General features: G+C 65.7%; 20 protein-coding genes. 13 read left to right on the top strand and 7 right to left on the bottom strand.

Translation table 11 applies throughout. From position 1 onward, the window contains the following. Positions 1–55: 55 nt before the first annotated feature. From ABIA30_RS22950 to ABIA30_RS22895, 12 genes are all read left to right on the top strand, one after another. Positions 56–2,740, top strand: coding sequence for a valine--tRNA ligase (locus ABIA30_RS22950; protein ID WP_370069685.1), 2,685 nt, complete (start codon positions 56–58; stop codon positions 2,738–2,740). Continuing rightward, positions 2,737–4,173 carry a folylpolyglutamate synthase/dihydrofolate synthase family protein gene (locus ABIA30_RS22945; protein ID WP_370069683.1) on the top strand — a complete coding sequence of 479 codons (1,437 nt, stop codon included), beginning with the start codon at positions 2,737–2,739 and terminating at the stop codon, positions 4,171–4,173. The genes ABIA30_RS22950 and ABIA30_RS22945 overlap by 4 nt, the downstream gene beginning before the upstream one ends. Continuing rightward, positions 4,170–4,562 carry a DUF4233 domain-containing protein gene (locus tag ABIA30_RS22940; RefSeq protein WP_370069681.1) on the top strand — a complete coding sequence of 131 codons (393 nt, stop codon included), beginning with the start codon at positions 4,170–4,172 and terminating at the stop codon, positions 4,560–4,562. The genes ABIA30_RS22945 and ABIA30_RS22940 overlap by 4 nt, the downstream gene beginning before the upstream one ends. A gap of 20 nt (positions 4,563–4,582) precedes the next feature. Further along, complete coding sequence (locus ABIA30_RS22935; protein WP_370069679.1) at positions 4,583–5,245, top strand: cutinase family protein; 663 nt, start codon at positions 4,583–4,585, stop codon at positions 5,243–5,245. A gap of 49 nt (positions 5,246–5,294) precedes the next feature. Further along, the gene (gene ndk, locus ABIA30_RS22930) at positions 5,295–5,705 is read left to right on the top strand and encodes a nucleoside-diphosphate kinase (protein ID WP_370069677.1); all 411 of its coding nucleotides are present in this window, start codon (positions 5,295–5,297) and stop codon (positions 5,703–5,705) included. Between the two features lie 318 nt (positions 5,706–6,023). Next, positions 6,024–8,993 (top strand): Rne/Rng family ribonuclease, encoded by a 2,970-nt coding sequence (locus tag ABIA30_RS22925; RefSeq protein ID WP_370069675.1) that lies wholly within the window; start codon positions 6,024–6,026, stop codon positions 8,991–8,993. Positions 8,994–9,186: 193 nt separating this feature from the next. After that, positions 9,187–9,510 (top strand): 50S ribosomal protein L21, encoded by a 324-nt coding sequence (gene rplU / locus ABIA30_RS22920; RefSeq protein ID WP_370069673.1) that lies wholly within the window; start codon positions 9,187–9,189, stop codon positions 9,508–9,510. 18 nt (positions 9,511–9,528) lie between these two features. Then, the gene (gene rpmA / locus ABIA30_RS22915; RefSeq protein ID WP_370069671.1) at positions 9,529–9,786 is read left to right on the top strand and encodes a 50S ribosomal protein L27; all 258 of its coding nucleotides are present in this window, start codon (positions 9,529–9,531) and stop codon (positions 9,784–9,786) included. 79 nt (positions 9,787–9,865) lie between these two features. Continuing rightward, positions 9,866–11,314, top strand: coding sequence for a GTPase ObgE (gene obgE / locus ABIA30_RS22910; RefSeq protein ID WP_370069669.1), 1,449 nt, complete (start codon positions 9,866–9,868; stop codon positions 11,312–11,314). Continuing rightward, entirely contained in the window at positions 11,311–12,426 is a 1,116-nt protein-coding gene (gene proB, locus ABIA30_RS22905; protein ID WP_370069667.1) for a glutamate 5-kinase, read from the top strand. The genes obgE and proB overlap by 4 nt, the downstream gene beginning before the upstream one ends. Positions 12,427–12,555: 129 nt before the next feature. Beyond that, on the top strand, positions 12,556–13,179 hold the full coding sequence (locus ABIA30_RS22900) for a PIG-L deacetylase family protein (protein WP_370069665.1): 624 nt from the start codon (positions 12,556–12,558) through the stop codon (positions 13,177–13,179). A 4-nt stretch (positions 13,180–13,183) separates the two neighbouring features. Then, on the top strand, positions 13,184–14,470 hold the full coding sequence (locus tag ABIA30_RS22895; protein WP_370069663.1) for an NAD(P)/FAD-dependent oxidoreductase: 1,287 nt from the start codon (positions 13,184–13,186) through the stop codon (positions 14,468–14,470). On the opposite strand, the gene ABIA30_RS22890 is transcribed toward ABIA30_RS22895, so the two are convergent. Then, on the bottom strand, positions 14,389–15,285 hold the full coding sequence (locus ABIA30_RS22890) for an NAD-dependent protein deacetylase (protein ID WP_370069661.1): 897 nt from the start codon (positions 15,283–15,285) through the stop codon (positions 14,389–14,391). The genes ABIA30_RS22895 and ABIA30_RS22890 overlap by 82 nt on opposite strands. A gap of 47 nt (positions 15,286–15,332) precedes the next feature. On the opposite strand from ABIA30_RS22890, the gene ABIA30_RS22885 reads away from it, so the two are divergent. Next, on the top strand, positions 15,333–17,366 hold the full coding sequence (locus tag ABIA30_RS22885) for an NAD(+) synthase (protein ID WP_370069659.1): 2,034 nt from the start codon (positions 15,333–15,335) through the stop codon (positions 17,364–17,366). A gap of 6 nt (positions 17,367–17,372) precedes the next feature. On the opposite strand, the gene ABIA30_RS22880 is transcribed toward ABIA30_RS22885, so the two are convergent. From ABIA30_RS22880 to ABIA30_RS22855, 6 genes are all read right to left on the bottom strand, one after another. Beyond that, positions 17,373–18,935, bottom strand: a complete 1,563-nt coding sequence (locus ABIA30_RS22880) for a DUF222 domain-containing protein (protein ID WP_370069657.1) — start codon at positions 18,933–18,935, stop codon at positions 17,373–17,375. A gap of 79 nt (positions 18,936–19,014) precedes the next feature. Continuing rightward, positions 19,015–20,184, bottom strand: a complete 1,170-nt coding sequence (locus ABIA30_RS22875; protein ID WP_370069655.1) for a DUF2306 domain-containing protein — start codon at positions 20,182–20,184, stop codon at positions 19,015–19,017. A 289-nt stretch (positions 20,185–20,473) separates the two neighbouring features. Further along, positions 20,474–21,016, bottom strand: a complete 543-nt coding sequence (locus ABIA30_RS22870) for a YbhB/YbcL family Raf kinase inhibitor-like protein (protein WP_370069654.1) — start codon at positions 21,014–21,016, stop codon at positions 20,474–20,476. After that, positions 21,013–21,573 (bottom strand): 3-isopropylmalate dehydratase, encoded by a 561-nt coding sequence (locus ABIA30_RS22865; protein ID WP_370069652.1) that lies wholly within the window; start codon positions 21,571–21,573, stop codon positions 21,013–21,015. Before ABIA30_RS22865 ends, ABIA30_RS22870 begins: the two co-directional genes overlap by 4 nt. Continuing rightward, entirely contained in the window at positions 21,570–22,817 is a 1,248-nt protein-coding gene (locus tag ABIA30_RS22860; protein ID WP_370069651.1) for an aconitase/3-isopropylmalate dehydratase large subunit family protein, read from the bottom strand. Before ABIA30_RS22860 ends, ABIA30_RS22865 begins: the two co-directional genes overlap by 4 nt. A 2-nt stretch (positions 22,818–22,819) precedes the next feature. Continuing rightward, positions 22,820–23,689, bottom strand: coding sequence for an oxaloacetate decarboxylase (locus tag ABIA30_RS22855; protein WP_370069649.1), 870 nt, complete (start codon positions 23,687–23,689; stop codon positions 22,820–22,822). Between the last annotated feature and the right edge of the window lie 11 nt (positions 23,690–23,700).

The raw sequence follows: 23,700 nt of genomic DNA, 5'->3' as shown, positions 1-23,700 counted from the left end.
GTCGGGTTATTGGGCACGTTTACGTCTGTGCGCGGGGCTTACCTAGAATTGGCCGGTGCCTGCCAGCGATACTCCTGATCCTGCCGCGACTACCGCGGCCGATGCTTTGCCCAAATCGTGGGATCCGAGCGCGGTAGAAGCCGAGATGTATCAGGGCTGGGTCGACGCCGGGTACTTCACCGCCGACCCGACCAGCGGCAAGCCGCCGTACTCGATCGTGCTGCCGCCTCCCAACGTCACCGGCAGCCTGCACATGGGCCATGCCCTGGACCACACCCTGATGGACGCGCTGACCCGTCGCAAGCGGATGCAGGGTTACGAGGTGTTGTGGCTGCCGGGTATGGACCACGCCGGCATCGCCACCCAGACCTTGGTCGAAAAACAGCTCGCCGCCGACGGCAAGAGCAAGGAAGACTTCGGCCGTGAGCTGTTCATCGACAAGGTGTGGGACTGGAAACGCGAGTCCGGCGGCACCATCGGCGGCCAGATGCGCCGCTTGGGCGACGGCGTGGACTGGAGCCGGGACCGCTTCACCATGGATGACGGTCTGTCGAGGGCTGTGCGCACCATCTTCAAACGGCTCTACGACGCCGGCCTGATCTATCAGGCCGAGCGGCTGGTCAACTGGTCGCCGGTGCTGCAGACCGCGATCTCCGACCTCGAGGTCAAATACGAGGACGTCGAGGGCGAGCTGGTCTCATTCCGGTACGGCTCCATGAACGACGCCGAGCCCCACATCATCGTGGCCACCACCCGAGTCGAAACCATGCTCGGCGATACCGCGATCGCGGTGCACCCCGACGACGAGCGATACCGGGCGCTGGTCGGCAGCACGCTGCCGCACCCGTTCCTGGATCGCGACATCGTCATCGTCGCGGACGAGCACGTCGACCCCGAATTCGGTACCGGCGCAGTCAAAGTCACCCCCGCGCACGACCCGAACGACTTCGAGATCGGGATGCGGCACAACCTGCCGATGCCGACGATCATGGACGCCAAGGGCGCGATCGCCGATACCGGAACCGAATTCGACGGTATGGACCGGTTCGAGGCGCGGGTCAAGGTGCGCGAGAAGCTGGCCGCAGAAGGTCGGATCGTCGCCGAGAAGCGCCCGTACCTGCACAGCGTCGGGCACTCCGAGCGCAGCGGCGAGCCGATCGAGCCGCGGTTGTCGCTGCAGTGGTGGGTCAAGGTCGAGACGCTGGCGAAGGCGGCCGGTGACGCGGTTCGGGGCGGCGACACCGTGATTCACCCGACCAGCCTGGAGCCGCGATGGTTCGCCTGGGTCGATGACATGCACGACTGGTGCATCTCCCGGCAGCTGTGGTGGGGACACCGCATCCCGATCTGGCATGGCCCGGACGGCGAGACCGTCTGCGTCGGTCCGGACGAGGAACCGCCGGCCGGCTGGGAGCAGGATCCCGACGTGCTGGACACCTGGTTCTCGTCGGCGCTGTGGCCGTTCTCCACCATGGGCTGGCCGGAACGTACGCTGGAGCTGGAAAAGTTCTATCCGACAACGGTTCTGGTCACCGGCTACGACATCCTGTTCTTCTGGGTGGCCCGGATGATGATGTTCGGTACCTTCGTCGGCGACGACGAGGCCATCACGCTCGACGGTGCCCGCGGCCCGCAGGTGCCGTTCCAGAACGTCTTTTTGCACGGCCTGATTCGCGATGAGTTCGGCCGCAAGATGAGCAAGTCCAAGGGCAACGGCATCGATCCGCTGGACTGGGTGGAGACGTTCGGCGCCGACGCGCTGCGGTTCACCCTGGCCCGGGGCGCGAGCCCGGGCGGCGACCTGTCCATCGGCGAGGACCATGCCCGGGCGTCCCGAAACTTCGCGACGAAGCTCTTCAACGCAACACGTTTCGCGATGATGAACGGTGCCGCCCCCGCTGCGCTGCCCGCGCTCACCGAACTGACCGACGCCGACCGCTGGATCCTGGGCCGGCTGGAAGAGGTCCGGGTCGAGGTCGACCGGGCGCTGGATCGCTACGAGTTCAGCCGGTCTTGCGAGGCGCTGTACCACTTCGCCTGGGACGAGTTCTGTGACTGGTACGTCGAGTTGGCGAAAGCTCAACTGTTCGAAGGTGGTTCGCGTGGCGAACACACCAAGGCGGTGCTGGCCGCGGTACTCGACGCATTGCTCAAGCTGCTGCACCCGGTGATGCCGTTCGTCACCGAGGCATTGTGGAAGTCGCTGACCGGCGGCGAGTCGGTGGTCATCGCATCGTGGCCCGAAGCGTCCGGGATCGAGCTCGATCAGGTTGCCGGCAGGCGCATCACCGATATGCAGAAGTTGATCACCGAGGTGCGCCGGTTCCGCAGCGATCAGGGTCTGAACGACCGGCAGAAGGTCCCGGCCCGGCTGGTCGGGATCGGCGAGGCCGATCTGGACGCGCAGGTGGCCGCGGTGACCTCGCTGGCCTGGCTGACCGAGCCGGCCGACGGCTTCACTCCCTCTGCGGCAGTGGAGGTTCGGTTGTCCCAGGGCACCGTCCTGGTTGAGGTGGACACCTCGGGCACCGTCGACGTCGCCGCCGAACGTCGCCGGCTGGAGAAGGATCTGGCCGCCGCACAGAAGGAACTCGCCCAGACCGCAGGCAAATTGGGTAACGAGGCGTTCCTGGCCAAGGCTCCGGACGACGTGGTCGCCAAGATCCGGGCGCGTCAAGAGCTGGCCACCGAAGAGGTCGACCGGATCACCGCCCGCCTGGCCGGCTTGCCGTCCGCATGAACACGCCCACACCCGACGAGATCGCCGAGCTGCTGCAGGTCGAGTACCTGCTCGATCAGCGGTGGCCGGAGACCAAGATCGAGCCGAGCACGGTGCGGATCGCCGCATTGCTGGAGATGCTCGGCTCGCCGCAGCGCGGCTACCCGAGCATCCACGTCGCCGGAACGAACGGCAAGACGTCGGTCACCCGGATGATCGATGCCCTGTTGACCGCGTTCTCCCGGCGTACCGGCCGCACCACCAGCCCGCATCTGCAGGCCGCGACCGAACGCATCGCGATCGACGGAAAGCCCATCAGCCCAGCGCAATACGTGACCACCTACACCGAGATCGAACCGTTCGTGGAGATCGTCGACCGCCAGTCCGAGGCCGGTGAACTGGGCGAGCCGGGCCCGAAGATGAGCAAGTTCGAGGTGCTCACCGCAATGGCCTTCGCCGCTTTCGCCGACGCACCGGTCGACGTGGCGGTCATCGAGACCGGCCTCGGCGGACGCTGGGACGCCACCAACGTGGTCGACGCCCCGGTGGCCGTCATCACCCCGATCGGCTTGGACCACACCGAATTTCTCGGCGATACGATCGCCGCGATCGCGGGGGAGAAGGCCGGGATCATCGCGCGCCAGCAGCCCGACCTGGTGCCGGTGGGCACCGACCCGAGCACCGTCGCGGTGATCGCCCGTCAGGTTCCTGAGGCCATGGAAGTGCTGATGGCACGGGCGGTTACCGCCGACGCGGCGGTGGCCCGCGAAGACGCCGAGTTCGAGGTTCGTGGCCGGCGGGTCGCGGTCGGCGGTCAATTGCTGGAACTGCAGGGCCTCGGTGGCGTGTACACCGACATCTTCCTGCCGCTGCACGGCGAGCACCAGGCTCGCAATGCGGTGCTCGCGCTGGCCGCGGTGGAGGCCTTCTTCGGTGCCGGCGCCGACCGGCAACTCGACGTCGACACCGTACGCACCGGGTTTGCGTCGGTGACCAACCCCGGTCGACTGGAGCGGATGCGCAGCGCCCCAACGGTATTCATCGATGCCGCACACAACCCGGCCGGTGCGGCCGCGTTGGCCGACGCGTTGGAGTCGGAATTCGAGTTCCGCTTCCTGGTCGGTGTCATTTCGGTGATGGCCGACAAGGACGTGGACGGCATCCTGACCGCACTGGAGCCCGCGTTCGATCTGGTGGTCGTGACGCACAACGGTTCCCCACGGGCCATGGACGTCGAGTCATTGGCCGCGTTGGCAGAAGAGCGGTTCGGCCCGGAACGAGTGATCACCGCGCCCACGCTGGCCGATGCCATCGAGGCAGCTACCGCGCTGGTCGAGGAGTCCGGCAATGACTACGGGTCCTCGGACGGTTACTCCGGGGCAGGCATGGTGATCACCGGTTCGGTGGTAACCGCCGGGGCGGCACGCACCCTGTTCGGAAAGGACCCGGCATGACCGACAGTCCGCAGCTGCCCGATCCATGGAAGAGCTTCCGTGGCGTGATGGCGGGCACCTTGATCCTGGAAGCGATCGTGGTGCTGCTCGCGCTCCCGGTGGTGTCGGTGTTCCATGGCGGGCTGTCCCCGCTCAGCAGCGGTTTCTTGATCGGCATGGCGATCGTGCTGGTCCTGATGTGCGGCATGCAGGGCAGGTCGTGGGCGTTGTGGGCGAACGTCGGACTGCAGGTGGTGTTGATCGCGGGGGCCTTCATCGACGTCACCATCGGCATCGTCGGGATCATCTTCCTGATCGTCTGGCTGTTGATCGTGTACCTGCGCGCCGAGGTCAAACGCCGCCAGGACCGCGGCCTGCTACCTGGCCAACGTCCGGATCCGTCCAGCTGATTCGTGCCAGGATCCTCCTGATGATCTGGCGTTCGTGGTGGGCTGCGGGTTTGGCGACGGCATGTGTGGTGGCGACGGTGGTGTCGCCATGGACCGGCCGGGCGACCGCTGATCCCTGTTCCGACGTCGAGCTGATCTTCGCCCGCGGCACCGGCGAGCCGCCCGGTATCGGTCGGGTCGGTCAGGCGCTGGCCGACACGCTGGCACCCCAGCTCGGTGACCGGACCATGAGCACGTATGCGGTGAACTATCCGGCCAGCATCAACTTCCTCACCACCGCCGACGGCGCCAACGATGCGACCGCGCACATCGCGGCCACGGTGGTGCAGTGTCCGGGCACCCGGATTGTGCTCGGCGGATTCTCGCAGGGTGGTGCGGTGGTCTCGATGCTCGCGGGAGTCAATCCGCTCGGCGACACGGTTGGTAATTTCGGATCGGCACCCCCGTTGGCCGGCCCACTTGCCGACCGGATCAGCGCCGTTGCGGTGTTCGGCGGGCCGGCGGCCCGGTTCGGGACGCCCGTCTCGACCGCTGGGCTGTTCGCGGGCAGAGCCATCGACCTCTGCGCCACCGGCGATCCGATCTGCGAGCCCGGTGGCCGCAGCCGGGCGGCGCACAACAGTTACGAGTTCGCCCCGTTCCCCGGCCAGGCCGCAGGCTTCATCGCCAGGCTGTTGGCGTGATCTGCGCCCGAATCGCAGTGCGCGGTTACTGACCGGTACGCTGTCCGCCGTGACTGAGCAGACCCTGGTTTTGATCAAGCCCGACGGCGTCAAGCGCAACCTGATCGGCGAAATTATCAGCCGGATCGAGCGCAAGGGCCTGACCTTCGCTGCTCTCGAGCTGAAGAACGTCAGCGTGGAGCTGGCCAGCAAGCACTACGCCGAGCACGAGGGCAAGCCCTTCTTCGGTGATCTACTGGAGTTCATCACCTCGGGCCCCGTTGTTGCGGCCGTCGTCGAGGGCCCGCGCGCCATCGCAGCGTTCCGGCAGATCGCCGGCGGCACCGACCCGGTGGAGAAGGCCGCGACCGGCACCATCCGTGGTGACCTGGCCTTGTTGACCCAGGACAACCTGGTGCACGGCTCGGATTCCCCGGAGTCCGCGGCCCGCGAAATCGCACTGTGGTTCCCCGCTAATTGACACTGTGGCTCCCCGGTAGCTGAGCTACCGGGGAGTACCTCGTCGGAGTTCGGCCGACGGTGTGGGATACTGGTGCACGGGTGACCTGCTTCATACCAGGAGTGGTCACCCGGATGAAGACTTAGACGAGCGCGACCACCCGGATTCGTCCGGGTGTGGCGCCGACCGTCCAGCCATCATTCAGCCAGGCACCGAGGGTTCCCCAGTGGGCCGCTAGGTGCGAGACCACAACAAGCTCGGGAGAAATTCCCCGGGCCAATATTGAAAGCCCTCGCGTGGCCGCGTCGCATGACGCGCCCGGGGGCTTGAGGAGAATACGTGCCCGACGATGCCCAACTTGATGCTCAAACCGAAGATGCGAGCCGCCCGGCGGAACTGCCTGAGCGACTGAGAATTTTCTCGCTCGCTCGGCTGATCGGTACCACCAGCCGGACGATCACCGAGGTGCTGGCCCGTGACGACGGTCGCCCGCGTAACCCGGCCTCCACGGTGACCCGTGCCGAGGCCGAGCGCGTTCGCGACCTGCTGGGCCTGAGTGTGCCTGCCGCCGAATCTGCACCCGAGGTCCTCACCGAGGAACCGGAGTCTCCGGCCGAGGCGGCCACCGAGGAACCCGCGGCTCCGCTCGATGCCGAGCCGCAGGAATCGGCGGTCGAGGACGCTGCACTAGAAGCCGAACCCGAGTCCCGGCTGATGCTGGAGACCACCCCGGTTGCGGTCGCCGAGCCGGCCGACTACCTGCCGCTGTTCGTGGCGCCCCAACCAGTGGCGTTTGTGCCCCCGGCTGACGTCGATGAGGGCGATGACGACAGCGCTGAAGACGGCACTGAAGACGGCACTGAAGACGGCATTGACGACGGAGCCGAGGACGGCGCCGAAGACGACGGGGAGCGGCCGGCGAATCGGCGCCGTCGTCGCGGACGCCGTGGCCGCGGCCGTGGCCGTGGCGAGCAGAACGCCGACGAGTCCGGTGAAGGCGACGGCGACGGCGAAGACGGTGCTGCCGAGCCTGCCGACGGTGACGAGGATGCCGAGGTCGACGGCGAGGACGGTGACGACGATGCCGCCACCACCGAGGGTGCCAACCGCCGGCGCCGCCGGCGTCGTCGCCGCAAGTCCGGAGCCGGAGCCGGAGCCGGGGACGACTCCGATGGTGAAAGTGGCTCGTCCGACGACCCGCCCAACACCGTGGTGCACGAACGGGCTCCGCGTGCCAAGTCCGACAACAACGAGATTCAGGGCATCAGCGGGTCCACCCGCCTGGAGGCCAAGCGTCAGCGCCGTCGCGACGGACGTGATGCCGGTCGACGGCGTCCGCCGATCCTGAGCGAGGCTGAGTTCCTGGCCCGTCGTGAGGCTGTCGAGCGGACCATGATCGTCCGCGACAAGATCCGTACCGAGGCGCCGCACGAGGGCGCGCGTTACACCCAGATCGCCGTGTTGGAAGACAACGTGGTGGTCGAGCACTTTGTGACGTCGGCGGCTTCAGCTTCCTTGGTCGGCAACATCTACCTCGGCATCGTGCAGAACGTGCTGCCCTCGATGGAGGCGGCGTTCGTCGACATCGGCCGCGGACGTAACGGTGTGCTCTATGCCGGTGAGGTCAACTGGGAGGCAGCTGGTCTGGGCGGGGCGAACCGCAAGATCGAGCAGGCGCTCAAGCCCGGCGACTACGTCGTTGTGCAGGTCAGCAAGGACCCGGTCGGCCACAAGGGCGCTCGGCTCACCACGCAGGTCTCGCTGGCCGGCCGGTACCTGGTGTATGTGCCCGGCGCCTCGTCGACCGGCATCAGCCGCAAGCTGCCCGACACCGAGCGCCAGCGCCTCAAGGAAATCCTCAAAGAGGTCGTGCCTGCCGATGCCGGCGTGATCATCCGGACCGCCTCCGAGGGGGTCAAGGAAGAGGACATCCGCACCGACGTCAACCGGTTGCAGGAACGCTGGAAGCAGATCGAATCCGAGGCCGAGCAGACCAAGTCCAAGGCCTCGGGCGCCGCAGTGGCGCTGTACGAGGAGCCCGACGTTCTGGTCAAGGTGATCCGCGACCTGTTCAACGAGGACTTCTCCAAGCTGGTGGTGTCCGGTGAAGACGCCTGGAACACCATCAGTGGATACGTGAATTCCGTTGCGCCTGAATTGCTTTCGCGGATGTCTCAGTACGAGCCCGCGGGCGGTTCTGGCGGTCCGGACGTGTTCTCGGTGTACCGCATCGATGAGCAGCTGGCCAAGGCGCTGGATCGCAAGGTGTGGCTGCCCTCGGGCGGCACCCTGGTGATCGACCGCACCGAGGCGATGACCGTGGTCGACGTCAACACCGGCAAGTTCACCGGGTCGGGCGGCAACCTGGAGCAGACCGTCACCCGTAACAACCTGGAGGCGGCCGAGGAGATCGTCCGCCAGCTCCGGCTGCGGGACATCGGCGGCATTATCGTCATCGACTTCATCGACATGGTGCTGGAGTCCAATCGGGATCTGGTGTTGCGGCGGCTGACCGAGGCGCTGTCCCGGGACCGGACCCGCCACCAGGTGTCCGAGGTCACCTCGCTGGGGCTGGTGCAGCTGACCCGTAAGCGGTTGGGCACCGGCCTGATCGAGGCGTTCTCCACTACCTGCACTCACTGCGCTGGCCGCGGCATCGTGCTGCACGGCGACCCGGTCGACACCGCATCGCCCACCGGCCGCAAGGCCGAGCCGGGTACCGGCGGGAGCAGCCGCCGCAAGCGGGGCAAGAAGGGCGCCCCTGCGCAGGAAGCCGCCCCGGTGCCGAAGGTGCCGGCGCATGGCGCTGTCGACCATCCGATGTTCAAGGCGATGGCCGCGGCCAACGGTAAGCACGACGAGGACGACGAAGGTTTCGACGACGATGCGCTCGACGACGAGGCCTTGGTCGACGACGAAGGTGATGGCGACGATGTCGTCGACGCCGCGGACGACCTGGCCACGCTCGATGGCGACGACGAGTCCGATGAGTCCGATGAGGACGAGGATCTCGACGCCGAGGACGAGGACCTCGACGCCGAGGACGAACTCGAAGTCGAGTTGGACGAGGATTTCGAAGACAACGAAGACTCGGATGACGATTCGGATGACGACGACGAGTCCGATGACGACGACATCGATGACGAAGATGACGACGAAGACGAAGACGAAGAAGACGACGTCGATGAGGCGGACGATGACATCGAGGTCGAGCCCGTCGCGGACGAACCGGCCGCTGAGGCACCGCCGGCGCGTCGACAGCGTCGTCGGGCAGCGGCCAGGCCAGCCGGTCCGCCCGTAGGAGGGTGACCAGTGAACGAGGCTGTCAGGCTCCAGGCGGTTTGACCCTCGAATAGCTGGTCACGTACCCTTGACCAGTTGTCGCCAGGTGCGACACCGGCGACGGCGGGGCCCGCAGCGGCCCTGCACCCCAGACCCGCGCACGCAGCCTCCCAGGTGGCGCGCGCCCAGCAGATGAACGAAGAACAGAGGAACGACAACGATGGCAGCCGATAACGCCACGTACGCAATCGTCAAGACCGGTGGCAAGCAGTACAAGGTTGCCATCGGTGACGTGGTCAAGATCGAGAAGCTCGATGTCGAGCAGGGCGCCAAGGTGTCGCTGCCGGTCGCGCTGGTCGTCGAGGGCGCGAAGGTCACCACCAACGCTGACGCGCTGGCCAAGGTCGCCGTCACCGGTGAGGTGCTCGAGCACACCAAGGGCCCGAAGATCCGTATCCACAAGTTCAAGAACAAGACCGGTTACCACAAGCGCCAGGGCCACCGTCAGCAGCTGACGGTCGTCAAGGTCACGGGCATCAAGTAAGAAGAGGGAGCGAACGAAATGGCACACAAGAAGGGCGCTTCCAGCTCTCGCAACGGTCGCGATTCAGCCGCCCAGCGGCTCGGCGTCAAGCGGTTCGGCGGCCAGGTCGTCAAGGCCGGCGAGATCCTGGTCCGTCAGCGCGGCACCCACTTCCACCCGGGCGTCAACGTCGGTCGCGGTGGCGACGACACGCTGTTCGCGACGGCCGCTGGTTCGGTCGAGTTCGGCAACAAGCGTGGTCGCAAGACCGTGAACATCGTCCCGGCAGAGGTCTAACCTTTTCCCCACGAGTGTGAAGCTGTCACGAGGTTTCGCCTCGTGGCAGCTTTTCGCTTTGTGATGGGAAGGACATTAGATGGCACCCCGGTTCGTTGATCGCGTGGTCATCCACGCGCGGGCCGGCAACGGCGGCAATGGCTGCGCGTCGGTACACCGCGAGAAATTCAAGCCGCTTGGTGGGCCCGACGGCGGCAACGGCGGCAAGGGCGGCAGCGTCGTCATGGTTGTCGATCCGCAGGTGCACACCCTGCTGGACTTCCATTTCCATCCGCACATCGATGCACCATCGGGTAAGCCCGGTGCGGGCAGCAATCGGGATGGCTCGGCGGGCAATGATCTGGAGATCAGGGTGCCCGACGGCACCGTGGTGCTCGACGAGCAGGGCCGACTGCTGGCTGACCTGGTCGGTGTCGGTACCCGATTCGAAGCCGCCATGGGTGGTCGCGGCGGGTTGGGCAATGCGGCACTGGCCTCCCGGGCCCGTAAAGCACCGGGGTTCGCCCTGCTCGGCGAGAAGGGCCAGGCCCGTGACCTCACGCTGGAACTCAAGACCGTCGCGGACATCGGGCTGATTGGGTTCCCGTCGGCCGGTAAATCGTCTCTGGTGTCGACCATTTCGGCGGCCAAACCCAAGATCGCCGACTATCCGTTCACCACCTTGGCCCCGAACCTCGGCGTGGTATCGGCGGGCGAACACACCTTCACCGTCGCCGATGTCCCCGGTCTGATCCCGGGAGCCTCCGAAGGCCGCGGACTGGGCCTGGATTTCTTGCGGCACATCGAACGCTGCGCGGTGCTGGTGCACGTGGTCGACTGCGCGACAATGGAACCCGGCCGCGACCCGATCTCGGACATCGACGCCCTGGAAGCGGAGTTGGCCGCGTATACGCCGACGCTGCAAGGGGATTCGACGCTGGGGGATCTGGCTGAGCGGCCACGTGCGGTGGTGCTCAACAAGATCGACGTGCCCGATGCCCGCGACATGGCCCAGTTCATCCGTGACGAGGTGGCCACCAAATACGGCTGGCCGGTGTACGAGATCTCGACCGTCAGTCGGGATGGATTGCGCCCGTTGATCTTTGCGCTCTGGGAGATGGTCGCGGCATATCGTGCCGCGCAGCCCGAGGTGGCTCCGCGCCGGCCGGTCATCCGGCCGATCGCCATCGACGAGACCGGTTTCACCGTGACCTCCGATGGCAATGGTGGGTTCATCGTCCGCGGCTCTCGACCCGAACGTTGGATCGCCCAAACGGCTTTCGACAACGACGAGGCCGTCGGATACCTCGGCGACCGGCTGGCCCGCCTCGGCGTCGAGGACGAACTGATCAAGATGGGTGCCCGAGCAGGATGCGCCGTCACCATCGGTGACGTCACCTTCGACTGGGAGCCGCAGACCCCGGCAGGTGTCGACATGCAGATGTCCGGCCGCGGCACCGACATCCGGCTGGAACAGACGGACCGGGTGGGCGCCGCCGAGCGCAAGGCCGCCCGCAAGGACCGGCGTCGTTCTGAGGCCGACGAGTGATCTCGTCGCACCGGGAAGCGGTGCGTACGGCGCGCAGTGTCGTGGTCAAGATCGGCACCACTGCGCTCACCGCGCCCAACGGCATGTTCGATCCAGGCCGGCTGGCATTCTTGGCCGAGGCCATCGAGCAGCGCATGAAGGCCGGTTCGGACGTGGTGATCGTGTCCTCTGGCGCCATTGCTGCAGGAATCGAGCCATTGGGTCTGACCAAGCGGCCCACCGATCTGGCTACCAAGCAGGCCGCGGCTAGCGTTGGACAGGTCGCGTTGGTGAACGCGTGGAGCACCGCGTTCGGCCGGTATGACCGCACCGTGGGGCAGGTGTTGCTCACCGCCCACGACATCGCGATGCGCGTCCAGCACAACAATGCCCAGCGCACCCTGGACCGGCTGCGTGCCCTGCACGCGGTGGCGATCGTCAACGAGAACGACACGGTGGCCACCAACGAGATCCGGTTCGGCGACAACGACAGGCTCTCGGCGTTGGTCGCGCAGCTGGTCGGTGCCGATGCGCTGATCCTGCTCAGCGATATCGACGGACTCTACGACGGTGATCCGCGCAAGGCGCCCAAGGACAACCCGGCGAAGTTCATTGCGGAGATTGCTGCACCCGACGATCTCGACGGCGTGCAGGCCACTGGGGGCAGTCGGCTGGGCACCGGGGGCATGGCGTCGAAGTTGTCGTCGGCGCTACTGGCCGCTGACGCCGGGGTGCCGGTGTTGTTGGCCGCGGCCGCCGACGCGAAAGCGGCGCTCACGGACGCATCGGTCGGCACGGTCTTCGCGGCCAGGGCCGAGCGGATGTCGGCACGCCGATTCTGGGTCCGGTACGCCGCGGAGGCGACGGGGACGTTGGTGCTGGACGACGGCGCCGTCCGGGCGGTGGTCGAGCAACGTAGATCTTTGCTACCGGCCGGTATCACCGACATCTCAGGACGGTTCCACGGTGGTGACGTGGTCGAGCTGCACGGACTCGACGGCCGGTCCGTTGCCAGGGGCGTGGTGGCCTACGACGACACCGAGCTGCGTGGGATGATCGGCAGGTCAACGGCAGAACTGCCGGCCGACATGCGGCGCCCGGCGGTGCATGCAGACGATCTTGTGCCGGGCTGACCCGCGCACCCCGACACGGACGCGCACAGATTCCTTTCAGCTAAACGAGCAAAGCCGATAACTTTGCGGTTATGCTGTTTTCTGCAGTGCGCAGCAAATGTATGTCGAGGTAGATTTCAGGGGGTTCCGATGGGCCGTCAGTCTGTGTTAGCTGTCGGCGCACATCCGGACGACATCGAGCTGGGCTGTGGCGGTGCTCTGGCAAAGCATGTGGCGGCAGGAGACCACGTCACCATGCTGGTGGTGACTCGCGGCGAAGAAGGTCCGGGCGACCCGGAATTACGTATCCGTGAGCAGTTGCGCGCTGTCCAGGTGTTGGGTGTTCATGACTTGCTCTGGGGCCAAGGTTTCGGCGATTGCCGGGTTTCGCTGCAGGAGTTCGAGTTGGTGCATCTGATCGAAGATGCGATCGCGAAGTCCTCGGCGACGATGATCTACACGCACACCGCCAACGACAGCCATCAAGACCACCGGGTCGTATCGCGATGCACCTTGGGTGCGGCGCGCTGGGTGTCGAGCATCATGACCTACGGAGGCCCGTCCGCACTGGGCTTCAACCCGACCGCATACATCGACATCTCCGACTGCCTGGACAAGAAGGTCGAAGCGTTGATGTGCCACGACTCTCAGGTGGAGGCCAGCGAAAAGGTCAGTCCGTCGTGGGTCCGCAGCTCGGCTGAGCACTATGGATTCCTGTGTCGCCGGCCCTTCGCCGAGGGGTTCGAGCCGGCCCGCGTGGTCGTGGATTTCTGACCCTGTGCCAACCTTTCTCGTGATCGGTGCCGGTCCGACCGGCATCGGCGCTGCTGTCCGTCTGACTGAACTGGGCATCGACCATCTGGTCGTAGATGCCGGCGATCAGATCGGCGGAATGTCGACGTCGATCACCGACGCCCAAGGTTTCACCTGGGATCTCGGCGGCCATGTGCTGCATAGCCATTTCCCCGAGTTCGACGCCATGGTGCAGGCCAGTGGTGTGGCCATGAACGACGTCACCCGAAACGGTTGGGTCTGGCTGGATGGCAGTGGGCCGCAGAGCCTGGTGGCCACGCCCATTCAGCAGCAACTGGCGGCTATTCCCACCGATCTGTATCCCGATGCGGAGCCGGCGAACCTGGCCGACTATTACCGGAACAGCTTTGGCCGCAAGCTTTACGACGAGTTCTTCGGCCCGTACAACTACAAGATGTGGACGGTTCCGCTCGAGGCGGTCGACCACGAATGGACGTCATTGCGTAGCGGCAGTGCCGCGCCGAACGTGCCCAAGCTGGCGTTGGCCGGAACCATGCCCGCACCGTCGGGCACTTTTCCGTATCCGGTTGGTGGGACCGGTGCGCTCTGGCAGGCGGTGCACGACCGGGTACTCAAGCCCGGAACCGTGCGCCTGGGTGCCGGGGTCGTCGACGTCGATGTGGCGCAGCGGGTGGCCACCCTTGATGACGGTTCGACGGTGCAGTACCAGCACTGCGTCAGCTCGGCGCCACTGACGACGGCGATGGCCTGGATCGGGATGCCTGCGGGGTCCTTGCGGGCCAGTTCCATCTTCGCGGTCGGTCTGGGTTATCGGGGTGAGGCGCCGCCGGCGCTGGCTGACAAGACCTGGCTGTACTGCCCGGATCTCGATGTGCCCTGGTATCGGGCAACGATGTTGCACAACTACGACCAGGGCAACGCCGGGCCGGGTCGGTGGAACGTGCTGTGTGAGGTGCCGGTGTTGCCCGACCGGCAGCGCAGCGCCCAGGATGCGGTGCGCGACACCGAGATATCGCTGCGGGCGTTGGGCGCGGACCCGGATCTGTTGGTCAGCCGGTTCTGCCGGCGGGTGCCGATGGGCTACCCGGTGCCGACACTCGGGCGCGATGAGATCGTGCGGGATGCCGACCAGCGGCTGCGCGAGCACGGGTTCTACAGTCGGGGCCGATTCGGCGGCTGGCGGTACGAGTCGTCGAACCAGGACTACGGCTACATGCAGGGGCGCGAAGCGGTCGATGCTGCGCTGACCGGCACGCCCGAGGACGTGTACTGGAATCCCGAGCGGTTCTGAGCGATCTCGGTAGCCAGTAAGGTCAATGTTTCCGAGCACCCGCTGTTGATCTTGATGGTGGCCTGCTCGTCGCCGCGGGTCTGGCCGCGGTTGATGATCACGATGGGCTTGTCCTGCGCGGCGGCATGCCGGACGAAGCGGTAGCCGGAGAACACCGTAAGCGAGGAGCCGGCGACCAGCAGGGAATCGGCGTCGTCGATCAGTGAGTATGCTTGTTGCACACGGTCTTTGGGTACGTTCTCACCGAAGTAAACGATGTTGGGCTTGAGCATCCCGGCGCACCGCGGGCAGTCCAGATACTGAAATGTCGCAGTGTCCTCGACGGTGGCGTCGGCGTCGGGCGCCACCGCGATGCTGCCGACCTGGCTGGCCCGCTCGGCGAACCCCGGATTGAGTTGCTCCAGCTTTTCGGCCAGCGCGGCCCGGGTCATGGTGCGCCCGCAGTTCAGGCAGATGACTTCGGCATAGGTGCCGTGCAGATTGATCACCCCGGTGCTACCGGCTTTGGTATGCAACAGATCGACGTTCTGGGTGATCACGCCGGTGACGACGCCGGCGTGCTGCAGAGCCGCTACTGCTCGGTGGCCGGCATTGGGTTGGCGCGCGGCCATGTGCCGCCAGCCGATGTGGTTGCGTGCCCAGTACCGCTGCCGAAATGCGGCGCTGGCAGTGAACTGCTGGATGGTCATCGGGTTGCTCGGCGGGGAGTCCGGGCCGCGATAGTCAGGAATGCCGGAGTCGGTTGAGATACCGGCTCCGGTGAGGACCGCGATGGTCCGTCCGGCAAGCAGATTGACCAGCTCAGGTGCCTGCACACCATCGAGGGTACGGGTATTGGGTATGGCGATGCGACAATCGTGGCGTGGACTTCTACTCCGCCTACCGGCACGGTTTCGTCCGGGTGGCCGCGTGCACCCACCACACGACGCTGGCCGACCCGGCGGCGAACGCTGCCTCGGTGCTGCGGCTGGCTCGCGAGTGCCACGAAGACTCGGTCGCCCTGGCGGTGTTTCCCGAGTTGACCCTGTCGGGTTACTCGATCGAAGACATCCTGCTCTCGGACACGCTGCTGGAATCGGTGTCCGAGGCGCTGGCCTCCGTCGTCGAGGCATCGGTGGACCTGTTGCCGGTGCTGGTGATCGGGGCACCACTGCGGCATCGGTACCGGATCTACAACACTGCCGTGGTGATTCACCGGGGGAGGGTGCTGGGTGTGGTGCCCAAGTCGTACCTGCCGACGTATCGGGAGTTCTACGAAAAGCGGCAGGTTGCCGCCGGTGACTCTGCCCGCGGAACCATCCAGATAGCCGGTGCCGATGTGCCGTTCGGCTCTGATCTGTTGTTCACCGCCGCGGATCTGCCGAATTTTGTTCTGCACGTGGAGATCTGTGAGGACATGTGGGTTCCGGTGCCGCCGAGCGCGACCGCGGCGTTGGCGGGGGCGACGGTGCTGGCGAATCTGTCGGGCAGTCCGATCACCATCGGCCGGGCAGATGAGCGCAAGCTGCTCGCGCGTTCGGCGTCGTCGCGATGTCTGGCGGCTTACGTGTATGCGGCTGCGGGAGAGGGCGAGTCGACCACGGACCTGGCCTGGGACGGCCAGACCATGATCTATGAGAACGGCGCGCTGCTGGCTGAATCCGAGCGGTTCCCGCGCGGGGAGCGGCGATCGGTTGCCGATGTCGACACCGAACTGCTTGCCGCGGAGCGGCTTCGGATGGGCACGTTCGACGACAACCGGCGTCACCATGCCGATCTGACGGACGGATTCCGGCGGATCGAATTCGTCGTGGGGGCACCCGACGGGGATATCGGTCTGCTCCGGGATATCGAGCGCTTCCCATTCGTGCCGTCGGATCCGCAGCGGCTGCAACAGGATTGCTATGAGGCCTACAACATTCAGGTGTCCGGCCTGGAACAGCGGTTGCGGGCGCTGAGCTATCCGACCGTGGTGATCGGAGTGTCCGGCGGGCTCGATTCTACCCATGCGTTGATCGTCGCGGCCCGCGCGATGGACCGCGAAGGCCGACCGCGCAGCGACATCCTGGCGTTCACCATGCCTGGTTTTGCCACTGGCGACCGGACCAAGGGCAATGCCACCGCGTTGGCCAAGGCGTTGGGAGTGACCTTCGCCGAGTTGGACATTCGGGATACCGCACGGCTGATGCTGACCGAGATGGATCATCCGTTTGCCCGCGGTGAGGAGGTCTACGACGTCACGTTCGAGAATGTGCAAGCCGGTCTGCGCACCGATTTCCTGTTCCGGCTGGCCAATCAGCGCGGTGGCATCGTGTTGGGCACCGGCGATCTGTCCGAGCTGGCGCTGGGATGGTCTACCTACGGTGTCGGCGATCAGATGTCGCACTACAACGTCAACGGCGGAGTTCCGAAAACCCTTATCCAGCATCTGATCCGGTGGGTCATCTCGTCGGAGCAGTTCGGTGACGAGGTCGACGACGTGCTGCAGTCGGTGCTGGACACCGAGATCACCCCGGAACTGGTGCCCGGCGACAATGTGCAGAGCAGCCAGGCCAAAGTCGGACCGTACGCGCTGCAAGATTTTTCGCTGTACCAGGTGCTGCGCTACGGATTCCGGCCGTCCAAGGTGGCGTTCCTGGCCTGGCACGCCTGGCGGGATGCATCGGTAGGTGGCTGGCCCGCCGGTTTCCCCGAAGATGAGCGGGTCGGCTATTCGTTGTCCGAGATCCGTCGGTGGCTGAAAGTCTTTGTGCAACGGTTCTACTCCTTTAGTCAATTCAAGCGTTCGGCGTTGCCCAATGGCCCGAAAGTGTCCTCCGGTGGCGCGCTTTCACCCCGCGGCGACTGGCGTGCGCCGTCGGATATGTCGGCGCGAATCTGGCTCGACGAGATCGAGCGCGAGGTTCCGGAGCGCTAGCCCGCTTCAGAACGGCGGTGGGAGGTCGTTCTTGATGGCTGGCTGCGGGTTGCGGTGCGGGTCCGAAAAACGTTGCAGTTCTTGTTCGTTGAGTGTGCGTTCGTTGGCGATGCGGGCGGCGCGGTCCTGGGCGCGGGTGCGGCGGCGTTGGGGCATCATGCCGCCTCGGCCCCGCCCGGTGGTGCTGTCGGGTGCGCTGACCGGTGGTAGTGGTGTGTCGAAGTTCGTGTCCGGGAACAGGATCCGCGACAACGGCGTGTTTCGGTAGGTATGTCCGGTGGGTGCGGTCCATACGACGGTGCCGTCGGGTTCTTGTCGGTCCCGCCAACCACCAGGTCCGCCGTAAAACGTTTTGAGTAGGTGGTGTTTTCGGCATTTGGGGCTGAGGTTGCCCGGATGGGTGGGCCCGGCGGGCCAGGCGATGGTGTGGTCGATGTCGCACTGCACCGCTGGTGCGGTGCAGCCGGGGAAGCTGCAGCTCAGGTGGCGCATCCGCACGAAGTCGGCCATCGCCGCGCTCGGTCGGTAGCGGTCGATGCTGCCCAGATCGGCGGCGCGGGCCAGGTGGCGTAGTTTGGCGCCGCGAGCAAGTAGGTCGGCGAGCATGGTCGGTGGGATCACCTGGCCGTCCTGGAGGTAGCCGACCGGTGGGTGGGCCGGTGCGGAACGCGCAGGTGGGCCATCGGCGGGTGTGGCCTTGGTGGCCGGTGTCGATACGGGGATGGGCGTGTGCAGTTGCCGGTCCAGCTTCGGCGCCGGGACGGTATCGGTGAGTACGTGAATGATCACCGCCGCGGCCGGGGCATCCGGTACGGCGGCGGCCGGGCAGTGCGGTTGTGCGCACCGGCAGGCCAGACGGGAACCCCGCACGGCCAGCACCCCGACCGCATCAGCGCGACGCTGCCCCAGGGTGCGGGGATCAGCGGCACACACCGTGAGCGCGATCTCGGTGATCGCCCGCTCAAACAGCGCGCCGTCGGTGGCCAACAGTGCACCCCAGATCGATACCGTCCCGGTCTCATCATCGGGCTTACCGAATTCGATGCTCCGGTTACGCGCCGCCGAGCGGGTCCGGATCACAGCGACCGGATCGAACTTGTGCACCCAGCCATCGATCACCCGGGCCAGCGCCTCCTTCGACAGCACACCCCATTGGGTCATCGCCCCGGCCACCGCCGCATCCAACACCGCCAGCACATCAGGATCGGTGACCAGACGGGTACGCCAGGTGATCATCGCCACCACCGGCACCGACACACCACCGGCAGCCAACACCGCCGCCACCCTGGGCAACCGGGTCCGCAACGCGATACCGATACTCATCTGCCCGGACGCTTCCCGGCGTCCGATGGTCAACACCGCGCCGATCTCGGCGGCCGCCACATCCCAACCATCACAGGCCCACAGTGCCCGGCCGTCCTCATCGTCACACCGGCGCGCCACCAGTTCAGCAATCGCCGCTAGTCGGCCCGCCGCGGCTTCGGCTTCCACCCGCGCATAACCCGCGATCCGGTCGATCAGGGCCGAATCATCAACCCCGACAAACAAACCCGGCAATGAATCGAACATGCATTCGAGTCTACTTGCGTTCATCAACCCGCCGCCACAGGAGATATCCAGCCTGTGGATAACTCGTGAGTCCCGTCGGTCAGGCGGCCGGAGCGTGCTCCGTGGTCGTTGGCTGAGCCTCGGCGGCTGCATTTGTATCCGAGGCGGCGGCCGCGCGGACGACGATCGCCAAGGCGATCGTGATCGTGATGACCGACCCATCCATGCCGCCCGCGATGATGGCGTCGGCGGCGGTGAAGGATGGGGGAACGATCAGCGAGTACAACGTGGTAGCCACCGGTGCGGCAGCGAAGCCGAGCAGGATCCACCGCCACTGCCACTCTCGGGTGGCGTTGCCGCGCGCACGGGCATTGCGGATGCCGATGACCGTGATCAGGATGACGACCGCGAGCGGTACCAGGTGATACAAGACCAGGGTGTGGGGTATCGGATCGCGTAGTCGCAAGGTCAGTGCGGTGTACACGGACGAACCGATGACTGCCAACAGCACGATGGCGGCGTATACCCACGCCGACACCGATGGAGGGGTCGGCGCCGATGCGTCGCGCCGGGTGAGCATAAAGATCATCGAGGCTGCCCCGGGTGCGGCGACGCCGAGAATGAGTGACGCAGCGCCGATGTTGGTGAGTACGTCGTGTTGCGGAATCAAGGGCTGCAGCCCGATCCAGAGCAGCCGCAACAGCGGCGCCGTCATCATGAAGGCGATGCTGTAGGTCATCCAGGCGCGATGGGAGACCACGTCGCGGCGTCGGATCGCGTAGACCGCGTACCACGCACTGCCGAGTGTGCCTACGGCCAACCCGCGCAGTTGAGTTTCGAATGCCCGTCCGATGAAGTGCTCGGCGGGTGGCGTGACGAACAAGAACAGCAAGGCGGTCAGCATGCTTGCCGTCATCAACATGAGGTAGCCGCGACCGGTCCAGCGATGGACTGCCGGGTGTCGGACCCGCAGCCGCACCGAGAACTGAAACATGGCCAGCGTCAATGCCAGTGCGCCCAACGTGGTGTGGATCAACAACACGACTCGATGTTCGGTGTATGCCGAGTGTCGGACGGATTCCACCGAACCCTGACCGGTGGCGTACTCCGGTCCGTTGAGCAGTGTGTTCAGTCCATCTTGCAGACGTGGCATACCTGGGAAGAACAGTGGCCAGGTGTAGTTGATGGCCAGCGGCGCATAGAAGGCGACCACGACGATGGTTGCGATGAAAATCCACTGCGAGGCCGGCCGTCGATTGCGTTCATCCAACGAGAGTCAACCTAACGATCGGGGCCTCACTCCCCGCGTTCGTCGTGACGGGCGTGGTGGTCGGCAAAGCGGCACACGTGTACCAACCTTGGTTTCGGCCTGCTCGCAAAATGTGGCAACCGACTGTTCGGTTGCCACATTTTGGTCGACGGTCTCGACTTCCAGCTGATTGCCAGATTGTAAAACTCACGGTGCCGTGGTGGTCAATTTCGCCGGAAACGTGTCTTCTAACTCGAACGTCAATATTCGTGGTGGGCAACTGATCTGGGTGTACCGCCAGGCGACCGGACTATCGTTCGTAGCTCCCGGTCAGGCTGCCCCGTCCGACGACGCGCCCCGATGCCGCCGCCATCAGCTGCTGCACCGAGTTGACATCGGGAGGAATCGGCAAGTCCAGGGCGAGCAGCTGGAATCGGTAACGGTGCGGGCCGTGCCCAGGGATGGGTCGCGGACCGGAGTAGCCCGTCTTGCTCAGCATGGTCGGGACGATGCGGACGCTATCGGCCGTGAATGTGCCCGCGGCCAATCCGTCGCAGTCCGGTTCGAGTACCGCGATGCTGTGGATCAGCGGCGTACGCAATGGCACGTCGATGTCATCGAGAACGAGTAGCAGCTGTTGTGTCCCCGAGGGGACGCCGATCCAGCGCAGTTCGGGTGACTCGTTGTCGCCGACGCCGTGCCCGGCAGAACTGATCGGCATTGGCCCGCCGTCGGTGAAATCCGGGCTGGATATGGTGATCGTCTGCGGCGCCGCGAATCCGGCAGCAGCCAGCGGACTTCTGGACTGGTCGGCTCGCAGTGGACGCAGCAGGCGGCCGATAGTGGCGATCACGCGCCGCTCCCGGCGCCGCGCATCGCCACGGTCGAGGATCGCAGCAAGCCTGCGAGTTCGGTTGGCAAATAACCCTGTTCGGCCAGCCGTGGCATCACTCCGCCGCTGGTGATGATGTCCAGCAGCAGCTCTGGCAACGGCGGCACCTCGCCGGCGGCGCCGCTGGTGACGTTGCGCCAGCTGCCCTCGGTGAGGTTGAACGTTCCGACGTCGCCGTCGGCGAACAGCTCGGTGGCGTCCGGCAGTGTCATGGCCGGCAACCCGGAATTCACCGCGTTGCGGAAGAACAACGAGTTGAACTCCTCGGCGACCAGGCCGGCCACCCCGAGTTCGGTGAACAACGCGGCGACAGGTCGCGATGACCCGACGCCGAAGTTGCGGCCCGCCACCACGATGTCGCCGGGCTGTACCTCGTCGGTCCAACCGGGACGTACCTCGTAGAAGATGTGTCGAGCCGCCTCGGGTGGGTCCATCTTCATCGCGAAGGCCGGGTACATCGCGTCGGTGTTGAGGTCGTGGCCGAAAACCCATACGCGCCCAGTGAATTCAACGGTCATGCGGTTACCATCCTCGGGTCGGTGATGTATCCGGCGATCGCCGATGCGGCTACGGTGGCGGGGGAAGCCATGAAGATCTGCGCCTCGGTGCTGCCCATTCGGCCGGTGAAATTGCGGGTGCTGGAGGTCAGGCAAACCTCGCCCGGACCGACGACCCCCATGTGGTACCCGAAGCAGGCACCGCAGGTGGAATTCGTCACGACCGCACCGGCGTCGGCGATGTCCTGCAAGAACCCCAGCCGCATCGCCTCGCGGTACACCGCCTGCGACGCCGGGGTGACCAATAGGCGCACCCCGGGTGCAACGGTTTTGCCGCGCAACACCTTGGCGATGATCTCCAGGTCTTCGAGTTGACCGTTGGCGCACGAACCGACGAAGGCCTGATCGATCTTCTGACGGCCGAGCTGGGACACCGGAACACCGTTGCGACTGACTGTGCCGGGCCGGGCCACATAGGGCTCCAACGTGCACAGGTCCACGTGTCGGACCTCGGTGTAGTTTGCATCGGAATCCGGTTGGGCGGCAAGGTAATCAGTGACGCCTCGCTCGGTCAGATAGTCCACCAGTGTGTCGTCCGCCTCGAAGGTGGCAAAATCTGCGGACACCTCGGCGCACTGGGTCGCGATGGTCCGGCGGTCGTGCATCGGAATGGATGCCACTCCGGGGCCGCCGAATTCCAAGTTCAGATTTGCCGCGTCGCCGTATTGATCGGCGATATAGAGGAAGACGTCCTTGCCGCTGACAGTGTCCGGCTTGGTGCCGTCGAATTCATAGCGGATGGTCGGTGCCACCTGAAACCAGGTGCTGCCGGTGCACATGATCGAGTACACCTCGGCCGGGCCCAGCCCGCGGGCAGCGGTGTTGAAGGCGCCGGCAGCGCAGGTATGAGAGTCGGTGCAGGCCAGCACTTCTCCGGGACGAGCCAAGCCGTTCTCGGCGATAACCTGGTGACAGATGCCGTGCCGGCCCACATCGTAGAAGCGCTCGATGCTGAAGTCGGCGGCGAATTTCCTGGCGTGTGGTCCGCCGGCGGCGTCCTTGAGCGTCGGCGCGGGTACCGCGTGGTCCATGACGATGGCCAGCTTGTTCGGGTCGTTGATCCGGCTGGGTGGAATCCACATGGTCGCGAACTGAAGGTCGATCAATACCGTCATGTCGACATCGACGACGACGACATCACCTGGCGAGACGGAGTCCAGTCCGGACTTGCGTGCCAGGATCTTCTCGATGATGGTCTGTCCCACGGTCACTGCTCCTTTCCGGCGAATTTGGCGTCGAGCGCGGACCATTCGGCCATCCCGACAAGGTTGAAGAAGTCAGCCGGACTGCCTGGCACGAACTCGGTGATGCTGCTCCCATTGAGTTCGCACAAGCCGTCCAACATGGCGTACACCGCGCGCGCCAACACGTTTCCCGGGTGAATGGCGATCGCGTAGCCGAGTTCTTGTAGCCGGGCCGTCGACTCAATCGGGGTCAGTCCGCCCAGCACCAGGTTGATCAGCAGCGGTGCCTCGACATCGCGGGCGATGCGTTCTATGTCATCGGCACCCGGTGGGGCTTCGATGAAGATCACGTCCGCGCCGGCGGCTGCGTACCGGTTGGCTCGTTCGATAGCCTCGTCGATCCCGAGTGGCGCGAGGGCGTCGGTCCGCGCGACGATCAACAGATCGTCATCGGAGCGGGTATCCAATGCGGCCGCCAAGGTCTGCTCGAACGACGCGGCAGACACCACCTGCTTGTCGGGCAGATGTCCACACTTCTTCGGAAACGCCTGATCCTCAAGCTGAATCGCGGCGACCCCGGCCCGGTCGTACAACTGCACGGTGCGCACCACGTTCAATGGGGCGCCGTAACCGGTATCGGCGTCCGCGATCAGGGGCACGTTGCCGAGCGCGTCGACCAGCATCCGGGCCCGCTCGGCCATCTCCGTCTGGGTGACCAGTCCGATGTCGGGTAAGCCGAAACCTGACGCCGCGACGCCGGCGCCGGTCAGATACGCGGCGCGATGTCCGGTGCGCTTGGCCAGTTGAGCGGAGATGCCGTCGAAGATCCCTGGGGCGACGATCAGTTCGCCACTTTTCAGTAAGGCACGCAATGTTTTTCGTGGTGTGCTCATGGTGGTCCTTT

It is taken from the genome of Mycobacterium sp. MAA66, assembly GCF_041261665.1.
In the GTDB taxonomy this organism is placed as follows: Bacteria; Actinomycetota; Actinomycetes; order Mycobacteriales; family Mycobacteriaceae; genus Mycobacterium.
Note: the sequence above shows the minus strand (reverse complement) of the source record. Positions and strands in the feature narration are given on the sequence as shown.